The following is a 17672-nucleotide window of genomic DNA, read 5'->3' as shown; positions in this document are numbered from 1 at the left end:
GTGAACGAGCCGATCCATGCGGCGCTCGCCGGCGCGGCGATCAACGCCGACGGCCATGCCGAAGGCGCCGATTACGCGAGCGACCGGATCCTCGCGCGCATCGGCCACGTCACGCGCACGCTGCGCGATTCGATGCGCGAGCTCGGGCTCGACAAGCACGTCGAGCGCGCGGCGGAAGCCGTGCCGGATGCGCGCGACCGGCTGCGCTACGTCGCGACGATGACCGAGCAGGCCGCGGTGCGCGTGCTGAATGCGATCGAGATCGCGAAGCCGATGCAGGAGCGCATCCAGAACGAGGCCGAGGCGCTCGACGCGCGCTGGGCGCAGTGGTACGCGGCGCCGATCGAGCACGCGGACGTGCGCGAGCTGATGGACGATACGCGCACGTTCCTGCGCACGCTGCCCGAGTCGACGTCGGCGACTCGCGCGCAGCTGCTCGAGATCATGCTCGCGCAGGATTTCCAGGATCTGACCGGCCAAGTGATCAAGAAGATCATGGACATGGTCTACCTGATCGAGCAGCAGCTCCTCACGGTGCTCGTCGAGAACATCGCGCCGGAGCGGCGCGAGCAGTTCGCGGCCACCGCCGCCGCGTTCGCGGCCGAGCAGATGAGCGCGACCGGCAGCCCCGAATCGCTGCTGAACGGCCCGCAGATCGCGCCGGAAGGCAAATCCGACGTCGTCCAGGACCAGGGGCAGGTCGACGACCTGCTCGCCAGCCTCGGCTTCTGACCTGGTCGCCACGCATCGGCGCGTCCCCTTCCGCGAGGCGGCCGATGCGCGCATTCCCCGTTCCCGCCGCCGTTTTCCCGTGTCCGCCGCCGATGCGCCGCGCGGCGTGATCCTGCGTCGAATTGACACGTGGCCACACTCCGCAGGCATACTACGCGTCAGCAGCAACGTAGCGTCATTCGTAAGATTCATAAGTTGGCAGGCGGCGGGGGCCGACGGCGGCGCCGTGGGCAACGAAGCCAGTCCCTTGGGGGGGAACGTGAAGCTGAAACGCTTGGGCTGGACCGTCGCGCACGCGACGGCTGCAATGAGTGTGCTGTGGGCCGTCCACGCACATGCGGAACTCGGCGGCGCACCGATGTCGCCGCCGGCGGACGATCAGGCCGCCACCGTGCGGGCGCTGCAGCGCGCGATGCGCTCGGCGGACGGCGTGCAGACGAGCACGGCCGCCTATACCGTCCGCGAGATCACGCTCGGATCGGGCACCGTCATCCACGAATACACGTCGGCCGCCGGCAGCGTATTCGGCCTCGCATGGCGCGGGCCGACGATGCCGGATCTCGCGTCGCTGCTCGGCAGCTATTTCCCGCAGTACACCGCCGGAGTCCAGGCGGCGCACCAGGCGCGCGGCTGGCGCGCGCCGGTGGCCGTCGAGACGAGCGGCCTCGTGATCCGGACGGGCGGCCACATGGGCGCCTTCTCCGGCCAGGCATGGCTGCCGTCGGCGCTGCCTGCCGGCGTGGCCGGCACCGATATCCAGTGACAGCGGGAGAGCGACCTTGAGCATTCCTCGTACATTCAAGCGCTGGCTCGGCGTGCTGGGCCTCCTGGCCGCGACGGCCGTACTCGTGACGGCATGCGGCGGCGGCGATGGCGGCGGCGGCAGTGCGGGCAACGGCGGCAATACGGGCGGCAACGGCTAGGGCGGGTCCGACGGCAACAGCGGCAATACGGCCGTCATCACGGTCGGCGCCGGCGCCGCGAACGTGATCAACATCCCGACCATCAGCTTGAAGGTCTGCGTGCCGGGCACGTCGAACTGCCAGATCGTCAACAACGTGCTCGTCGACACCGCGTCCTACGGGCTGCGGCTCGTCGGCAGCGCGGTGGCGGGCGTGCACGACAGCCTGCCGCAGGTGACGAGCGGCGGCGCGCCGGTCGCCGAATGCGGCAAGTTCGTGTCGAGCTACACGTGGGGCTCGGTGCGCACCGTCGACCTGTCGATCGGCACCGAGCAGGCGAGCTCGCTGCCCGTGCAGATCATCGGCGACCTCGGCACGACCAACGTGCCGAGCTCGTGCACGAACGGCGGCGCGTCGGCCAACTCGACCGGCGCGCTCGGCGCGAACGGGATCCTCGGCATCGGGCCGGCGCCGTACGACTGCGGCACGACCTGCGCGACGTCGACGTCGACGAGCAACAACTACTACGCGTGCCCGAACGGCGACAACGCAAGCTGCACGGTCGCGCTCGTGCCGCTCGCGCAGCAGGTGGCCAACCCCGTGCATCGGTTCGCGAACAGCGACGGCGTGAGCGTGCAGATGCCCGACATCTCGTCCAGCGGGCAGGGGAGCGCAACCGGCACGCTGACGTTCGGCCTGCCGAACCTGAGCGGCAAGACGGTGATGACGTCGACCACGACCGGCGACGTCAGCGCGACGTTCCAGGGGCGCAACGTGACCGCGTTCTTCGATACGGGCTCGAACGCGTATTTCTTCAACGATTCGGCGCAGACGGTCTGTTCGAGGAACACGGAGTTCTACTGCCCCGCGACCACGACCTCGTACTCGGCCACGCTGAGGGGCCAGAACGGCGCGTCAGGTACCGTGTCGATGCCGGTCGCGAACGCGGATTCGCTGTTCTCGAACCCGTCGACGTTCGCGTTCAACGACATCGCGGGCCCGTTCGGCTCGTCCAGCTGGCTCGACATCGGCATGCCGCACTTCTACGGCAAGACGATCTACTTCGGGATGGACAAGACCGCGAGCGGCGGCGCGCAGCCGTTCGTCGCGTTCTGACGCGGCACGGCCGGACGCAGGAACGAAGGGGGCGAGCGATCGCCCCCTTTTTTATCCGGCGTGCGGTGCGCGCGCTACGAGCCGGCGCGCCGCCAGGCGCCGGCGGAGCGGCTACGATGTAAGACCGGCACCGGTGCCGGCACGACATCGAGGAGACAGCGCCATGACCCAGCGTATCCAGCGCATCACGCCGTTCCTGTGGTTCGACCGCGACGCCGAGGCGGCGGCCGCTTTTTACGTATCGGTGTTCGACAACGCGCGCATCGTGCACGTCGCGCGCTACGGCAAGGCTGGCGCGCACGCGTCCGGCAACGCCGAGGGCGCGGTGATGACCGTGGCGTTCGAGCTCGACGGGCAGGCGTTCGTCGCGCTGAACGGCGGCCCCGTGTTCCAGATGACGCCGGCCGTGTCGTTCGTCGTCAACTGCCGCGACCAGGACGAGATCGACCGTTACTGGGCGCGCCTGTCCGAAGGCGGCGACGAGCGCGCGCAGCAATGCGGCTGGCTGCGCGACCGCTTCGGCGTGTCGTGGCAGGTCGTGCCGGTGCAGATGGCCGAGCTGATGACGGGCGACCCGGCCCGCGCCGAGCGCGTGATGGCGCAGGTGATGACGATGAAGAAGCTCGATCTCGACGCGCTGCAGCGGGCGGCGGCTGGCTAGGGCCCGTTCACGCCAATAACGGGCTTGCGCTGGCCCCGGAAAGGGCCGGGCGCAAGGATTGCGACGAAGCGAAGACTCGACGTATTCGCGACGAGCATGACGTGGCGATCGGCCCGTCCGGGGGCCGTTGCGTCGGGGCCCGCTTTCCCCGCCTCTTCCCGTTTTCCCGCCCGTCGTTTCACCGTCCCCCCGCACTCAGCCGGTGCCGTCCCGCCTGCGAGCGCCGCCGCCCCCATGCGCCGGCCGGCCGGTTTTTCCGTCGCGCCGCGCATCGTTCCGCCCCCGCTCCGGCCGCGTTCGCGGCGGCTCGTCCGATTCCCCGAAATACCCCCCTTTCCCGGCTTTGCTCGACCGATCGGCGTTTGACGCCTCCATGAATAATCGGTGTCACTGGAAAACGGCATTCCGCCGTAGCCGACTGGAGGCCCCGTGGCAGACGAGAGCGATCTCGACAAGACCGAAGCCGCCACTCCCAGGCGCCGCGAGAAGGCGCGCGAGGAGGGGCAGGTCGCGCGTTCGCGCGAACTGGCTTCGTTCGCACTGCTCGCGGCGGGGTTCTACGGCGCATGGCTGCTCGCGGGCCCGTCGGGCGCGCATCTGCAGGCGATGCTGCGCGGCGCGTTCACGTTCGATCGCGCGACCGCGTTCGACACCCACCGGATGCTGTCGGCGGCCGGCAGCGCGAGCCTCGAGGGCTTCGCCGCGCTGCTGCCGCTTCTCGCGCTCACCGGCGTCGCCGCGCTGCTCGCGCCGATGGCGCTCGGCGGCTGGCTGATTTCGCAAAAGACGTTCGAGCTGAAGTTCGACCGGCTGAACCCGATTTCGGGCCTCGGCCGGATCTTCTCGATCCAGGGGCCGATCCAGCTCGGGATGTCGATCGCGAAGACGCTGGTGGTCGGCGGGATCGGCGGCATCGCGATCTGGCGCAGCAAGGACGAACTGCTCGGCCTCGCGACCCAGCCGCTCGGCGCGGCGCTGCCCGATGCGCTGCATCTGGTCGCCGTGTGCTGCGGCACGACGGTCGCCGGGATGTTGGTCGTCGCCGGGCTCGACGTGCCTTACCAACTCTGGCAGTACAACAAGAAGTTGCGCATGACGAAGGAAGAAGTGAAGCGCGAGCATCGCGAGAACGAAGGCGATCCGCACGTGAAGGGGCGCATTCGCCAGCAGCAGCGCGCGATCGCCCGCCGCCGGATGATGGCGGCCGTGCCGAAGGCCGACGTGGTCGTCACGAACCCGACCCACTTCGCGGTCGCGCTGCAATACACGGATGGCGAGATGCGCGCGCCGAAGGTCGTCGCGAAGGGCGTGAACCTCGTCGCGGCGCGCATCCGCGAACTCGCGGCCGAACACAACGTGCCGCTGCTCGAAGCGCCGCCGCTCGCGCGGGCGCTGTATCACAACGTCGAACTCGAGCGCGAGATCCCCGGTTCGCTGTACTCGGCGGTCGCCGAAGTGCTCGCATGGGTGTACCAGCTCAAGCGTTTCCGCTCGGAAGGCGGCGCGTTCCCGGCGGTGCCGGTCGATCTCGACGTGCCGGCCGAACTCGACAAGGGCACGTCGGTCGCCGCCGACGACGAACGTGAAGAAGCCGAGGACACGCTCGGCAAACGAGGGACCGCGGCATGAGCACCCCGACCACCGGCCTGTTCGCGAAGCGCCCGAACCTGCTGGCAGGCACGAACCTGCGCGCGCTCGCGGGCCCGATCCTCATCTGCATGATCCTGGGGATGATGATCCTGCCGCTGCCGCCGATGCTGCTGGATCTGCTGTTCACGTTCAACATCGCGCTGTCGGTGATGGTGCTGCTCGTCAGCATGTACACGATGAAGCCGCTCGACTTCGCGGCGTTCCCGAGCGTGCTGCTGTTCTCGACGCTGCTGCGCCTGTCGCTGAACGTCGCGTCGACGCGCGTCGTACTGCTCGAAGGCCATACCGGCCCGGACGCGGCCGGCCAGGTGATCGAGGCGTTCGGCCACTTCCTGGTCGGCGGCAACTTCGCGGTCGGCATCGTCGTGTTCGTGATCCTGATGATCATCAACTTCATGGTGATCACGAAGGGCGCGGGGCGGATCGCCGAAGTGTCCGCGCGCTTCACGCTCGACGCGATGCCCGGCAAGCAGATGGCGATCGACGCCGACCTGAACGCCGGCCTCATCAACGAGGAACAGGCGCGCAAGCGGCGCCTGGCCGTGTCGCAGGAAGCGGAGTTCTACGGGTCGATGGACGGCGCGTCGAAGTTCGTGCGCGGCGACGCGATCGCCGGCCTGATCATCATGGCGATCAACGTGATCGGCGGGCTGATCGTCGGGATGGTCCAGCACGACATGAGCTTCGCCGCGGCCGGCACCAACTACACGCTGCTGACGATCGGCGACGGCCTCGTCGCGCAGATCCCGTCGCTCGTGATCTCGACCGCGGCCGGCGTGATCGTGTCGCGCGTCGCGACCGACGAGGACATCGGCACGCAGATCACCGGCCAGCTGTTCACGAACCCGCGCGTGCTGACGATCACCGGCGCGATCATCGTGCTGATGGGGCTGATCCCGGGGATGCCGCACTTCGCGTTCCTCGCGCTCGGCGGCGGCGCGATCTGGCTGGCGCGCACGCAGACCCGGCGCGCGGCGGCCCGCAAGGCGGCCGGCGACGTGACCGACATCGCACCGCCCGCCGTGCTGCCGGCCGACAGCCACGAAGCGACCTGGGACGACGTGCAGCTGATCGACCCGCTCGGGCTCGAAGTCGGCTACCGGCTGATTCCGCTCGTCGACAAGAACAGCGACGGCGAGCTGCTCAAGCGCATCAAGAGCATCCGCAAGAAATTCGCGCAGGAAATCGGCTTCCTGCCGCCGGTGATCCATATCCGCGACAACCTCGAGCTGCGGCCGAACGCGTACCGGATCGCGCTGAAGGGCGTCGAGATCGGCGCGGGCGAAGTGTTCCCGGGCCAGTGGCTCGCGATCAACCCGGGCCAGGTGACGGCCGCGCTGCCGGGCGCCGTCACGCAGGACCCCGCGTTCGGGCTGCCGGCCGTGTGGATCGACGTCGCGCTGCGCGAGCAGGCGCAGGTGTACGGCTACACGGTGGTCGACGCGAGCACGGTCGTCGCGACGCACCTGAACCATCTCGTCGTCCAGCACGCGGCCGAGCTGCTCGGCCGCCAGGAAGTGCAGGCGCTCGTCGAACGCACCGGCAAGGATGCACCGTCGCTCGTCGAGGACCTCGTGCCGAAGACGATCTCGCTCACCACGCTGCAGAAGGTGCTGCAGAACCTGCTCGAGGAAGGCGTGCCGATCCGCGACATGCGCACGATCCTCGAGGCCGTGTCCGAGCATGCGGGCCGCGGCGACGCGTTCGAGATCACCGCCGCGGTGCGCCTGTCGCTCGGCCGCGCGATCACGCAGCAGTGGTATCCGGGCAACGGCGAAATGCAGGTGATGGGCCTCGACGCGAACCTGGAGCGCGTGCTGTCGCAGGCGCTCGCCACCGGCGCGAACCCGGGCCTCGAACCCGGCCTCGCGCACAACCTTCTGACCGGCACGCAGCAAGCGATGCTGCGTCAACAGAATCTCGGGCTGCCGCCGGTGCTGCTGGTGCAGCACGCGCTGCGCGCGATGCTCGCGCGCTTCCTGCGCCGCAGCCTGCCGCAATTGAAAGTGCTGTCGTATGCCGAAGTGCCGGACACACGCACGATCAAAGTCGTTAACGTCATCGGGGGTTCCGCTTGAACATTCGCAAATTCACCGGCGCAACGAGCCGCGACGCACTTCGTCTCGTGCGCGAGGCGCTCGGCGCCGACGCGGTCGTGCTGTCGAACCGCACGCTCGATGACGGCAGCGTCGAAATCGTTGCACTCGCCGATTCGGATCTCGCCGCGGTGGCGCCGCCGGCCGCACGTCCGCGCGTCGCCACGTCGCGCGTGCCGGAATCCGTGCCGGCCGCCGCCGTGCCGGGCATCGTGTCGCGCCCGGGCATCGCACCGCGCCCGGCCGTCAATCCGTATGCGGCCGGCGAAGGCGGGCTGCCGGACGTGTTCTCGTCGGTGTTCGGCGCGAGTGCCGACGCGCACGACGCGGATGCGCATTCTCCGTCGAGCGATGCGGACGCGCCCGCCGCGGCAGCGCCGTCGATCGTCGCGCCGGCCGCCGGTACGCCCGCGCCCGGATCGCCGGCCGCCCCTTCCGAACCCGCACCGTGGCTGGTCGAGCACGCGAAGCGCCTCACGCAGCAGCGCGACGCGCTGATCGCCCGTGCGCAGGCGCCGGTCGAGCCGCAGCCGAGCGCGCCCGCGCCGCGCGCCGCGGCCAGCGCGACGCCGCCGGACTGGGCGCGCGACATCGTCCGCGACGCCGAACGCCGGATGCCGGCCGCGGGATCGCTCGCCGCCGGATCGCCGGCCGCGGGATCGCCCGCCGCCGCGAAGCGCGCATCCGACACGGGCGCCGCGTACGCCGGCAGGGCGTCGGAACGCACGCGCCTGTCCGCCGACACCGCCGCCGCGGTGGCCGATGCGGTGAAGTCGCGCCTCGAGCGGATCGTCAACGACACGGTGATGCAGGAGCTGGGCGAGCTGCGCGGGATGATGCAAGAGCAGTTCGACAGCCTGATGTGGCACGACCGCCAGCGCCGCAGCGCCGTTCACGGCGCGCTGACGAAGCACCTGTTCGCGGCCGGCTTCTCCGCGCAGCTGGTGCGGATGCTGGTCGACAACCTGCCGTCCGGCGACGGTGCGCAGACCTTCGGGCAGGCCGCGGAATGGGCGCAGTCGGTGCTTGCGTCGAACCTGCCGGTGCTCGACAGCGAGGACGCGCTGATGGAGCGCGGCGGCGTGTTCGCGCTGATGGGGCCGACGGGCGTCGGCAAGACGACCACCACCGCGAAGCTGGCCGCGCGCTGCGTGATGCGCTTCGGCGCGAGCAAGGTCGCGCTGCTGACCACCGACAGCTACCGGATCGGCGGTCACGAGCAACTGCGCATCTTCGGCAAGATCCTCGGCGTGCCGGTGCACGCGGTGAAGGATGCGGGCGACCTCGCGCTCGCGCTGTCCGAGCTGCGCAACAAGCACATCGTGCTGATCGACACGATCGGCATGAGCCAGCGCGACCGCGCGGTGTCCGACCAGATCGCGATGCTGCACGGCGCGAACGCACCGGTGCAGCGCCTGCTGCTGCTCAACGCGACGAGCCACGGCGACACGCTGAACGAAGTCGTGCAGGCGTACCGCAGCGCGGGCGAGCATCCCGACCTGGCCGGGTGCATCCTCACCAAGCTCGACGAGGCGACCCACCTCGGCGGCGTGCTCGACACGGTGATCCGCTACAAGCTGCCGGTCCACTACGTGTCGACCGGCCAGAAGGTGCCGGAGAACCTGTACGTCGCGTCGACCAAATTCCTGCTGAAGAGCGCGTTCTGTGTGCCGCGCGACGGCTCGCCCTTCGTGCCGCAAGACGAGGACATGCCGACGCTGCTTTCCGCACTGACCGCACGTTCCACCGCCGAGCTGCACGAGGTGCGATTTGGATAAACGGATCATCGATCAGGCCGAAGGGCTGCGGCGCCTGCTGGCCGGGCGCGCGTCGCGCATCGTCGCGGTGACGGGCGGGCCGGCGGGCGTCGGCTGCACGTCCACCGTGGTGAATCTTGCGGCGGCGCTCGCGTCGCTCGGCAAGGACGTGCTCGTCGTCGACGAGCGCGCCGACGTGCACTCGGCCAGCGCGACGCTCGCGGGCGCATGGCTGCGCGACGGCGAACGCACGCGGGTGGCGGCCGGCTTCGGCCTGTGCGGCGCCGCGCGGCTCGCGCGCGCCGGCTACAGCGACGCGCAACTGAGCGACTTCATCGACGGCCCGGCCGACATCGTGCTCGTCGACGCGCAGCTCGGCGCCGACGGCTCGTTCTCGGCGCTCGCGCGCGAAGCGCACGACGTGCTGGTCGTCACGCGGGTCGCCGCGCAGGCGATCACCGAGGCATACGCGTGCATGAAGCGGCTGCATTTCGCGCACGCGTTCGCGCAGTTCCGCGTGCTGACCAATCAGGTCGGCAGCCACGCGGACGCGAAGACGGCCTTCGACAACCTCGCGGGCGTCGCGAGCCGCTACCTGACCGTGTCGATCGCCGATGCGGGCTGCGTGAGCGCCGATCCGCTCGTCGAGCACGCCCGCGACCTGATGCATGCGGTGGTCGACGCGTTCCCGTCGTCGCCCGCCGCGCGCGACTACCGGCAGATTGCCGCCGACCTGTTGTACTGGCCGATGCGCCCGCGTTCGGGTGCGGGCCGGGCGGTCCACGCCGGCGGCAAGCCGTCGTACGAGGCGGGCGCGGCACACGCCGCGTGAGCGCCACCCGAAGGAGAGAGCCATGATGTACAACGCTCAAGGAAAGATGTCCCAGGCCGACGTGCTCGCGCAATATGCGCCGCTCGTGCGCCGCCTCGGGCTGCAACTCGTCGCGAAGATGCCGGCGAGCGTCGATCTCGACGACCTGATCCAGGCCGGCATGATCGGCCTGATGGACGCGGCCGGCCGCTACAAGGAAGACCAGGGCGCGCAGTTCGAGACCTATGCGACGCAGCGCATCCGCGGCGCGATGCTCGACGAGCTGCGCAGCAACGACTGGCTGCCGCGCAGCCTGCGCAAGACGTCGCGCGAGGTCGAGCACGCGGTGCACCAGGTCGAGCAGCACCTCGGCCGCTCGGCGAGCGAGACCGAGATCGCGCAGCACCTGAACATGCCGCTCGACGAATACCAGGGGATGCTGCAGGACCTGCACGGCAGCCAGCTCATCTACTACGAGGATTTCGACCGCGCGGCCGACGACGAGCCGTTCCTCGACCGTTATCGCGTCGATCACGCCGATCCGTTGTCGGCGCTGCTCGACGAGCACCTGCGCGAGGCGCTCGTCGAAGCGATCGAGCGGCTGCCGGAGCGCGAGAAGCTATTGATGTCGCTGTACTACGAACGGGGTCTGAATCTGCGCGAGATCGGCGCGGTGCTCGAAGTGAGCGAATCGCGCGTGTGCCAGCTGCACAGCCAGGCCGTCGCGCGCCTGCGCGCGCGGCTGCGCGAACAGGCGTGGGTCGGCGCCGAGTCCTGACCCTTTGTCGACGGCCGCGCGCGCCGGCGCCGCGCGCCCGTGCCGCGCTCGTGTGCGGGTCCTTGCGCATTCCGCGCGCCGATTTGCTACAATCCCCTCCGTTTTCCGAGGAGCGTTGCGACGGACCACCAGCGTCCGCCAGGCTCGGAGAGCTTCACCAAGCAGCCGTGCGGCGATTTTTTCGCGCCGGCCCCGCTTCCTGAACGGCGCTCACGTCACCAATCTAGAAACTTTTTAGAAAGGAGGGCGTGATGAACGCCATTATCGATTCCAAGGCATCCACCGATTACGTCGTCGCCGACATGGCGCTGGCCGGCTGGGGCCGCAAGGAACTCAACATCGCCGAGACCGAAATGCCGGGCCTCGTGCAGATCCGCGACGAATACAAGGCGCAGCAGCCGCTGAAGGGCGCGCGCATTGCCGGTTCGCTGCACATGACGATCCAGACGGGCGTGCTGATCGAGACGCTGAAGGCGCTCGGCGCGGACGTGCGCTGGGCATCGTGCAACATCTTCTCGACCCAGGATCACGCGGCGGCCGCGATCGTCGAAGCCGGCACGCCGGTGTTCGCGTTCAAGGGCGAATCGCTCGACGAATACTGGGAGTTCTCGCACCGCATCTTCGAATGGCCGAACGGCGAATTCGCGAACATGATCCTCGACGACGGCGGCGATGCAACGCTGCTGCTGATCCTCGGCTCGAAGGCCGAGAAGGACCGTTCGGTGATCGCGAAGCCGACCAACGAGGAAGAAGTCGCGCTGTACAAGTCGATCGCGAAGCACCTCGACGTCGACGCGACCTGGTACTCGAAGCGCCTCGCGCACATCAAGGGCGTGACCGAAGAAACCACGACCGGCGTGCACCGCCTGTACCAGATGGAAAAGGACGGCCGCCTGCCGTTCCCGGCGTTCAACGTGAACGATTCGGTCACGAAGTCGAAGTTCGACAACCTGTACGGCTGCCGCGAGTCGCTCGTCGACGGCATCAAGCGCGCGACCGACGTGATGATCGCGGGCAAGGTCGCGGTCGTCGCAGGCTACGGCGACGTGGGCAAGGGCTGCGCGCAGTCGCTGCGCGGCCTCGGCGCGACCGTGTGGGTCACCGAAATCGATCCGATCTGCGCGCTGCAGGCGGCGATGGAAGGCTACCGCGTCGTGACGATGGAATACGCGGCGGACAAGGCCGACATCTTCGTGACGGCGACCGGCAACTATCACGTGATCAACCACGATCACATGAAGGCGATGCGCCACAACGCGATCGTCTGCAACATCGGTCACTTCGACTCGGAAATCGATGTCGCGTCGACGCGCCAGTACCAGTGGGAAAACATCAAGCCGCAGGTCGACCACATCATCTTCCCGGACGGCAAGCGCGTGATCCTGCTGGCCGAAGGCCGCCTCGTGAACCTCGGCTGCGCGACCGGCCACCCGTCGTTCGTGATGTCGAACTCGTTCGCGAACCAGACGCTCGCGCAGATCGAGCTGTTCACGCGCGGCGAACAGTACGAGAACAAGGTGTACGTGCTGCCGAAGCATCTCGATGAAAAGGTCGCGCGCCTGCACCTCGCGCGCATCGGCGCGAACCTGTCGGTGCTGTCGGACGAGCAGGCCGCGTACATCGGCGTGCAGAAGGACGGCCCGTTCAAGCCGAACCACTACCGCTACTGATACTGATGCGCGGCCGCCGTGCCGTGCGCGCCCGTCGCGGGCGCACGGCGCGGCGGCGCTCACCGATCGTACCGATCGTACCGATCGACAACCGAACCGGAGCACTCCATGAGCGTCATCCTCACCTGGGTCATCAACGCGCTGGCGCTGCTGATCATCACGTACCTCGTGCCGTCGATCCACATCAAGAGCTTCGGCACCGCGCTGATCATCGCGGTGGTGCTCGGGCTGATCAACACGGTGATCCGGCCGGTGCTGATCCTGCTGACGCTGCCCGTCACGATCGTCACGCTCGGGGTGTTCATCCTCGTCGTGAACGCGCTGTGCTTCTGGTTCGCGTCGTCGCTGCTGAAGGGCTTCGAGGTGTCGGGGTTCTGGTCCGCGTTCTTCGGTTCGATCCTGTACAGCATCGTGTCGTGGCTGCTGTCCGCCCTGATCTTCGGCCAGCGCGACATCGGCTGAGGGCGGGCGCAGGCCCAACCCCATCGAATCATGAAACCGATCGAACTCTCGTTTGAATTCTTCCCGCCGAAGACGGCGGACGGCGTCGAGAAGCTGCGCGCCACGCGCGCGCAGCTGCTGCCGCTGAAGCCGAAATTCGTCTCCGTGACGTTCGGCGCCGGCGGATCGACGCAGCAGGGCACGCTCGATACCGTGCTCGACATGCAGAAGGACGGCCTCGAAGCCGCGCCGCACCTGTCGTGCATCGGCTCGTCGCGCGACAGCCTGCGCGCGATCCTCGACCAGTACCGCTCGCACGGCATCCGGCACATCGTCGCGCTGCGCGGCGACCTGCCGTCGGGGATGGGCGAGGTCGGCGAGCTGCGCTATGCGTCCGAGCTCGTCAGCTTCATCCGCGCCGAGCATGGCGACTGGTTCCACATCGAGGTCGCCGGCTACCCGGAGTACCACCCGCAATCGCGCTCGCCGAAGGCCGATCTCGAGAATTTCGCGCGCAAGGTGAAAGCGGGCGCGAATTCCGCGATCACGCAGTACTTCTTCAATGCGGATGCGTATTTCCGCTTCGTCGACGATGCGCGCAAGCTCGGGGTGGACGTGCCGATCGTGCCGGGCATCATGCCGATCACGAACTTCTCGCAGCTGATGCGCTTCTCCGAGATGTGCGGCGCCGAAGTGCCGCGCTGGGTCGCGCGCCGGCTCGAGAGCTTCGGCGACGATCGCGAGTCGATCCGCGCGTTCGGCGCGGACGTCGTCACGAGCCTGTGCCAGCGCCTGATCGACGCGGGCGTGCCGGGGCTGCATTTCTACACGCTGAACGCGGCGACCGCCACGCGGACGATCTGCGAACGGCTCGCGGTGTAAGCGCCATCACGCGGTTGCCTGTGTGAAAGCCCCGCCGGTTTGCGCCGGCGGGGCTTTTTTATCGTGAAGCGCCGCGCATGCCGCGTGGCGGAAGCCGCTGAATCAGCGCTGCGCCTGCATCAGCGGCGGGCGGCGGTCGAACCACGGCCGCGCCTGTTCGAGCTGCCGCGCGAGCTTCAGCAGCAACGCTTCGTCCGCGTGGCGGGCGGCGAACTGCACGCCGATCGGCAGCCCGCGCGCATTCCAGTACAGCGGCACCGACATCGCCGGCTGGCCGGTCAGGTTGAACAGCTCGGTGCAGCCGGCCCACGCGAACGCCTTCTCCGACGACTTCGCGAGCATTTCCTTCAGCAGCGGCTTCACCGGCAACGCGGCGACCAGCTTCATCTGCGCGGATTCGAACGGCGTCGGCTGCAGTTCGCCGATCTTCACCGGCGGCCCCGCGAGCGAGGCGCACAGGATCGCGTCGTAGCGCGACACGAGACCGGCGACCTGCACGGTGAGCTGGCGCTGCCATTCGAGTACGTCCGGCAGGCGCGTGCGCGCGAGGCGGCGGCCGACCACGGCCATCGCCCACGTCGCGGCCTCGAATTCGCCGCGCCGCGGCGTGCGCCCGGTCAGCTCGCGCGCGCCGAGCACCATTTCTTCGGCGATCGTCGCCCACAGCGTCAGGAAGGTTTCGGCCGCGCGCACATAGTCGATCTGCAGCGTCGTCGGCTCGACGTGATGGCCGAGCGATTCGAGCAGCGCGGCCGCGTCGTCGAGCGCCGCGCGCGTGTCGTCGGCGAGCGCCGGCGCGAGCATCGGATCGATGACGAGGCCGATCCGCAACGGGCCGGGCGGCGTATCGAGCGCGCCGAGGAAGGTACCGGGCGCGCCGGGCGGCAGCGTCTGGCCGGTCGTCACGTCGAGCAGCAGCGCACTGTCGCGCACGCTGCGCGACACCGCATGCTGGACCACGAGTTCGCCGTTCGACGGCAGGTCGACCAGCACCGGGTTGCGGCTCGGCTTCAGGCCGAACAGCCCGCAGCACGACGCCGGAATGCGGATCGAGCCGCCGCCGTCGGACGCGTGTGCGAGCGGCACGATGCCGGCCGCGACGGCCGCCGCCGCGCCGCCGCTCGAGCCGCCGGGCGTGTGGTCGAGATTCCACGGGTTGCGGCACGCGCCGAACAGTTCGGGTTCCGTATACGGCATCTGGCCGATCTCGGACGTGTTGGTCTTGCCGAACACGTTCAGACCCGCCGCGCGGCTGCGCGCGATCACCGGCGAATCGTCGGCCGGCACGAAGTAGCGGTAGTGCCGGCTGCCCATCGACAGCGGCAAGCCGGCGACCGCCGCGCCGAGATCCTTGACGAGATACGGCACGCCCGCGAACGGCGTGGCGGCGCCCGGTTCGGGCGCGCTCGCCGCACGCTGGCGCGCGGCTTCGTAGTCCTGCAGCACGATCGCGTTGATCGCGCCGTTGACCGCTTCGGCCTGGCCGATCGCGGCGTCGAGCAGTTCGCGCGGGCTGGCCTGGCGGTCGCGCACGAGCGCGGCGAGTCCGATGGCGTCATGCGCGAGATAGTCCGAGTGCATCGCGGTCACCCCCGTTGTGACTCATGGCGATGGTGCGAGCATAACGCGGGCCCGGCGTGGCGGGCCCGCGGCCGGCGCTTTTAGAGGTGCTCGGCGAGGAACGTCAGCGTGCGGCCGTGCGCGAGCGCCGCGGCACGCTGGTTGTACGACGCGCGGTCCGTGCAGTTGAAGCCGTGCTCGGCGCCCGGGTACACGTGGAACGACGCATGGCCGTGGCCGGCGAACGCGGCCTTCACCTGGTCGACCGCGGTGAGCGGAATGCCGTGGTCGTTTTCCGCGTAGTGGAACAGGATCGGCTGCGTGACCTGGCCGGCGAGGTCGAGCGCGTTCTGGATGCCGCCGCCGTAATAGGACACCGCCGCATCGAGCTTGCCGGTTGCGGCCGCGCGGTACGCGAGCTGGCCGCCGAAGCAGTAGCCGATCGCGGCGAGCTTGCCGTCCACTTCGGGGCGGGCGCGCAACGCGTCGGCCGCCGCGCCGATGTCCGCGACCGCGAGCCCCACGTCGGTCTTTTTCATCAGCTCGATGCCCTTGTCGCGATCCGCGCCTTCGTAGGTCAGCTCGACGCGCGGCTGCGTGCGCCAGAACACGTCGGGCGCGAGCGCGACGAAGCCGTCGGCCGCGTATTGGTCGGCGACCGCACGGATGTGCGCGTTCACGCCGAAAATCTCCTGGATGATGATGACGGCAGGGCCCTTGCCGCGCTTGGGCAGCGCGAGATAGCCGCCGAAGCTGTCGTTACCGGTCGGGATGTCGATCCATTGGGCAGTCACGTTCTGAACTCCTGGCGTGCGGGGTGCGCAATGCGCGCCCCCAGGGTGAAAGAGGGCGGCCTAGTGTGCCACCAATCGTTCGATGCTGCAGTGCACGCGCCCGTTTCTCGCGCAGCGATCGTTTCGATCTCGATTATTCATTTTTCGGCGCCGCGCCGCTTCGATAGAGTCGATGTGTCGGCCTTTACAAAGCGCTTTCGCGCATCGTCATCGAAGGATTCGCCATGTCTGCCCGCTCGTTGTCCACCCCCTTTTCCGAACGCTTCGGCCTGCGTCTGCCGCTCGTGCAGGCGCCGATGGTCGGCGCGACCACGACCGCGATGGTCGCCGCCGCGTCGAATGCCGGTGCGCTCGGCAGCCTCGGCGCCGGCGCGCTCGCGCCCGAGCGCATCGAGGCCGAAGTCGCCGCGATCCGCGCGGCGACCGATCGCCCGTTCGCGATCAACCTGTTCGTGTTGCCCGATGAAGCCGCGCCCGATGCGGCGACCGTCGCGCGTGCGCTGGCCGCGATCGACCCGCTGAACGCGACGCTCGGCTTGCCGCCGGGCACGGCGCCCGCGCGCTATGCGCCCGATTTCCGCGCGCAGCTCGATGCGCTCGTTGCGCTGCGCGTGCCGGTCGCGAGCTTCACGTTCGGCGTGCTCGACGCGGCCGACGTCGCCCGCCTGAAAGCCGCCGGCACTTATGTGATCGGCACCGCGACGCACGTGGCCGAAGGGCTCGCGTGGCAGGCGGCCGGTGCCGACGCGCTGTCCGCGCAGGGCGCCGAGGCCGGCGGCCATCGCGGCACCTTCATCGGCTCCGCCGACGACGCGCTGATCGGCACGCTCGCGCTCGTCCCGCAACTCGTCGACGCGACGGGGCTGCCCGTGCTGGCCGCGGGCGGCATCATGGACGGCCGCGGGATCGCGGCCGCGCTCGCGCTCGGCGCGCAGGCCGCGCAACTCGGCACCGCGTTCCTCACGTGCGCGGAAAGCGCGATCGCCGCGGACTGGAAGGCGCGTCTGCTCGCGAGCGCCGATACGTCGACGCAGGTCACGCGCGCGATTACCGGCCGTCACGCACGCGGGCTGCGCAACACGCTGATGGCGCGGCTCGGCGAGCACGTGGCCGACGCGGCACCGTATCCGGTGCAGAACGCGCTGACCCAGCCGCTGCGCCAGGCCGCCGCGCGCGCGAACGACGGCGACTATCTGTCGCTGTGGGCCGGGCAGGGCGCACCCCTCGCGCGGCGGCGCGGCGACACGCTGACGACGTCGCAACTGGTTGCCGCGCTCGACGCCGAATGGCGCGCCTCGGCCGCCTGAACCCCGCATCGGCCGCCAGAAATCGTTCATGTCGGACGACGAAACGCGTGTGCCGTCACACGCGTTTCATTCAACGATCCCGGGCACAAAATACCGAATCGAAATACCCCGGGAATGCGTTGAAACGACCTTTCAAAAGATCGCCGGGAATTAGCGGAAACCCTTATCCGGCGGGGCTTGCGGCGATATTCGAGTCCTCCTTCCAAAGCGCGCGTATCGGTAGTGTTACCACTACCCCAAAAAAGTCCCACAAATTAATTTGATCACCTACACTTGCGCGCAAGTACGGGCGGGTGGCCGCTAAAAGCGGCTGTTTTCACGTGCTTGAGGCCAAGTGCATGAACGATGCAACCGGCGAATCGTCCAGTGATTGCAAACACGGGGATGGCAGCGGGGCACCGGGCGATGGCGTTTATTGGGACCGAACTGGAGACTTACATGAATATCAAGATGCAAAAGCTGTTGCCGATCACCGCCGCGGCGATGCTGTGTGCTGCAGCTGCAAGCAACGCGTC

General features: G+C 69.0%; 14 protein-coding genes, 1 pseudogene and 1 riboswitch. Of the genes and pseudogenes, 13 read left to right on the top strand and 2 right to left on the bottom strand.

The features are described from left to right. The 12 genes and pseudogenes from cheZ (at position 1) to metF (ending at position 13496) form a co-directional block, all read left to right on the top strand. Positions 1-732, top strand: a complete 732-nt coding sequence (gene cheZ / locus DTA15_RS17380; RefSeq protein WP_006485885.1) for a protein phosphatase CheZ — start codon at positions 1-3, stop codon at positions 730-732. 259 nt (positions 733-991) lie between these two features. Continuing rightward, the gene (locus tag DTA15_RS17375; protein WP_012492269.1) at positions 992-1495 is read left to right on the top strand and encodes a DUF2844 domain-containing protein; all 504 of its coding nucleotides are present in this window, start codon (positions 992-994) and stop codon (positions 1493-1495) included. 16 nt (positions 1496-1511) lie between these two features. After that, positions 1512-2750: pseudogene (locus tag DTA15_RS17370) on the top strand (DUF3443 family protein). A gap of 163 nt (positions 2751-2913) precedes the next feature. Continuing rightward, positions 2914-3411: a VOC family protein gene (locus DTA15_RS17365; protein ID WP_006485888.1), complete on the top strand. Its 498-nt coding sequence runs from the start codon at positions 2914-2916 to the stop codon at positions 3409-3411. 429 nt (positions 3412-3840) lie between these two features. Beyond that, positions 3841-5040, top strand: coding sequence for a flagellar biosynthesis protein FlhB (gene flhB / locus DTA15_RS17360; RefSeq protein ID WP_006485884.1), 1200 nt, complete (start codon positions 3841-3843; stop codon positions 5038-5040). Further along, on the top strand, positions 5037-7139 hold the full coding sequence (flhA, locus tag DTA15_RS17355) for a flagellar biosynthesis protein FlhA (protein ID WP_006485892.1): 2103 nt from the start codon (positions 5037-5039) through the stop codon (positions 7137-7139). The genes flhB and flhA overlap by 4 nt, the downstream gene beginning before the upstream one ends. Continuing rightward, entirely contained in the window at positions 7136-8935 is a 1800-nt protein-coding gene (gene flhF / locus DTA15_RS17350; RefSeq protein WP_012492270.1) for a flagellar biosynthesis GTPase FlhF, read from the top strand. The genes flhA and flhF overlap by 4 nt, the downstream gene beginning before the upstream one ends. Next, positions 8928-9746 carry a nucleotide-binding protein gene (locus DTA15_RS17345; RefSeq protein WP_006491878.1) on the top strand — a complete coding sequence of 273 codons (819 nt, stop codon included), beginning with the start codon at positions 8928-8930 and terminating at the stop codon, positions 9744-9746. The genes flhF and DTA15_RS17345 overlap by 8 nt, the downstream gene beginning before the upstream one ends. A gap of 22 nt (positions 9747-9768) precedes the next feature. After that, positions 9769-10503 carry an RNA polymerase sigma factor FliA gene (locus DTA15_RS17340; RefSeq protein ID WP_006484033.1) on the top strand — a complete coding sequence of 245 codons (735 nt, stop codon included), beginning with the start codon at positions 9769-9771 and terminating at the stop codon, positions 10501-10503. A 101-nt stretch (positions 10504-10604) separates the two neighbouring features. Next, a riboswitch (S-adenosyl-L-homocysteine riboswitch) is annotated at positions 10605-10722 on the top strand. Between the two features lie 32 nt (positions 10723-10754). Beyond that, entirely contained in the window at positions 10755-12173 is a 1419-nt protein-coding gene (gene ahcY, locus DTA15_RS17335) for an adenosylhomocysteinase (RefSeq protein ID WP_006484031.1), read from the top strand. Between the two features lie 108 nt (positions 12174-12281). Continuing rightward, entirely contained in the window at positions 12282-12635 is a 354-nt protein-coding gene (locus tag DTA15_RS17330; RefSeq protein WP_006477367.1) for a phage holin family protein, read from the top strand. 30 nt (positions 12636-12665) lie between these two features. Further along, positions 12666-13496 carry a methylenetetrahydrofolate reductase [NAD(P)H] gene (gene metF / locus DTA15_RS17325; RefSeq protein WP_006484036.1) on the top strand — a complete coding sequence of 277 codons (831 nt, stop codon included), beginning with the start codon at positions 12666-12668 and terminating at the stop codon, positions 13494-13496. Between the two features lie 102 nt (positions 13497-13598). Here metF and DTA15_RS17320 read toward each other — a convergent pair whose 3' ends face one another. Together DTA15_RS17320 and DTA15_RS17315 are read right to left on the bottom strand one after the other, a co-directional pair. Then, entirely contained in the window at positions 13599-15077 is a 1479-nt protein-coding gene (locus tag DTA15_RS17320; protein ID WP_012492272.1) for an amidase, read from the bottom strand. An 80-nt stretch (positions 15078-15157) separates the two neighbouring features. Further along, the gene (locus tag DTA15_RS17315) at positions 15158-15850 is read right to left on the bottom strand and encodes a dienelactone hydrolase family protein (RefSeq protein WP_006484034.1); all 693 of its coding nucleotides are present in this window, start codon (positions 15848-15850) and stop codon (positions 15158-15160) included. A gap of 224 nt (positions 15851-16074) precedes the next feature. Here DTA15_RS17315 and DTA15_RS17310 point away from each other — a divergent pair, with 224 nt between their 5' ends. Beyond that, complete coding sequence (locus tag DTA15_RS17310; protein ID WP_006484030.1) at positions 16075-17157, top strand: NAD(P)H-dependent flavin oxidoreductase; 1083 nt, start codon at positions 16075-16077, stop codon at positions 17155-17157. Positions 17158-17672 lie beyond the last annotated feature (515 nt).

Origin of the sequence: Burkholderia cenocepacia (assembly GCF_900446215.1) — a bacterium.
In the GTDB taxonomy this organism is placed as follows: domain Bacteria; phylum Pseudomonadota; class Gammaproteobacteria; order Burkholderiales; family Burkholderiaceae; genus Burkholderia; species Burkholderia cenocepacia.
This window is presented reverse-complemented; position numbering and strand designations above follow the sequence as displayed.

What these genes read in the sequence shown, in the direction of transcription:
- DTA15_RS17310 (WP_006484030.1), top strand. Translation starts at nt 16,075, where the DNA reads ATGTCTGCCCGCTCGTTGTCCACCCCCTTTTCCGAACGCTTCGGCCTG.
- metF (WP_006484036.1), top strand. Translation starts at nt 12,666, where the DNA reads ATGAAACCGATCGAACTCTCGTTTGAATTCTTCCCGCCGAAGACGGCG.
- DTA15_RS17320 (WP_012492272.1), bottom strand. Translation starts at nt 15,077, where the DNA reads ATGCACTCGGACTATCTCGCGCATGACGCCATCGGACTCGCCGCGCTC.
- DTA15_RS17365 (WP_006485888.1), top strand. Translation starts at nt 2,914, where the DNA reads ATGACCCAGCGTATCCAGCGCATCACGCCGTTCCTGTGGTTCGACCGC.
- flhA (WP_006485892.1), top strand. Translation starts at nt 5,037, where the DNA reads ATGAGCACCCCGACCACCGGCCTGTTCGCGAAGCGCCCGAACCTGCTG.
- DTA15_RS17340 (WP_006484033.1), top strand. Translation starts at nt 9,769, where the DNA reads ATGATGTACAACGCTCAAGGAAAGATGTCCCAGGCCGACGTGCTCGCG.
- ahcY (WP_006484031.1), top strand. Translation starts at nt 10,755, where the DNA reads ATGAACGCCATTATCGATTCCAAGGCATCCACCGATTACGTCGTCGCC.
- DTA15_RS17330 (WP_006477367.1), top strand. Translation starts at nt 12,282, where the DNA reads ATGAGCGTCATCCTCACCTGGGTCATCAACGCGCTGGCGCTGCTGATC.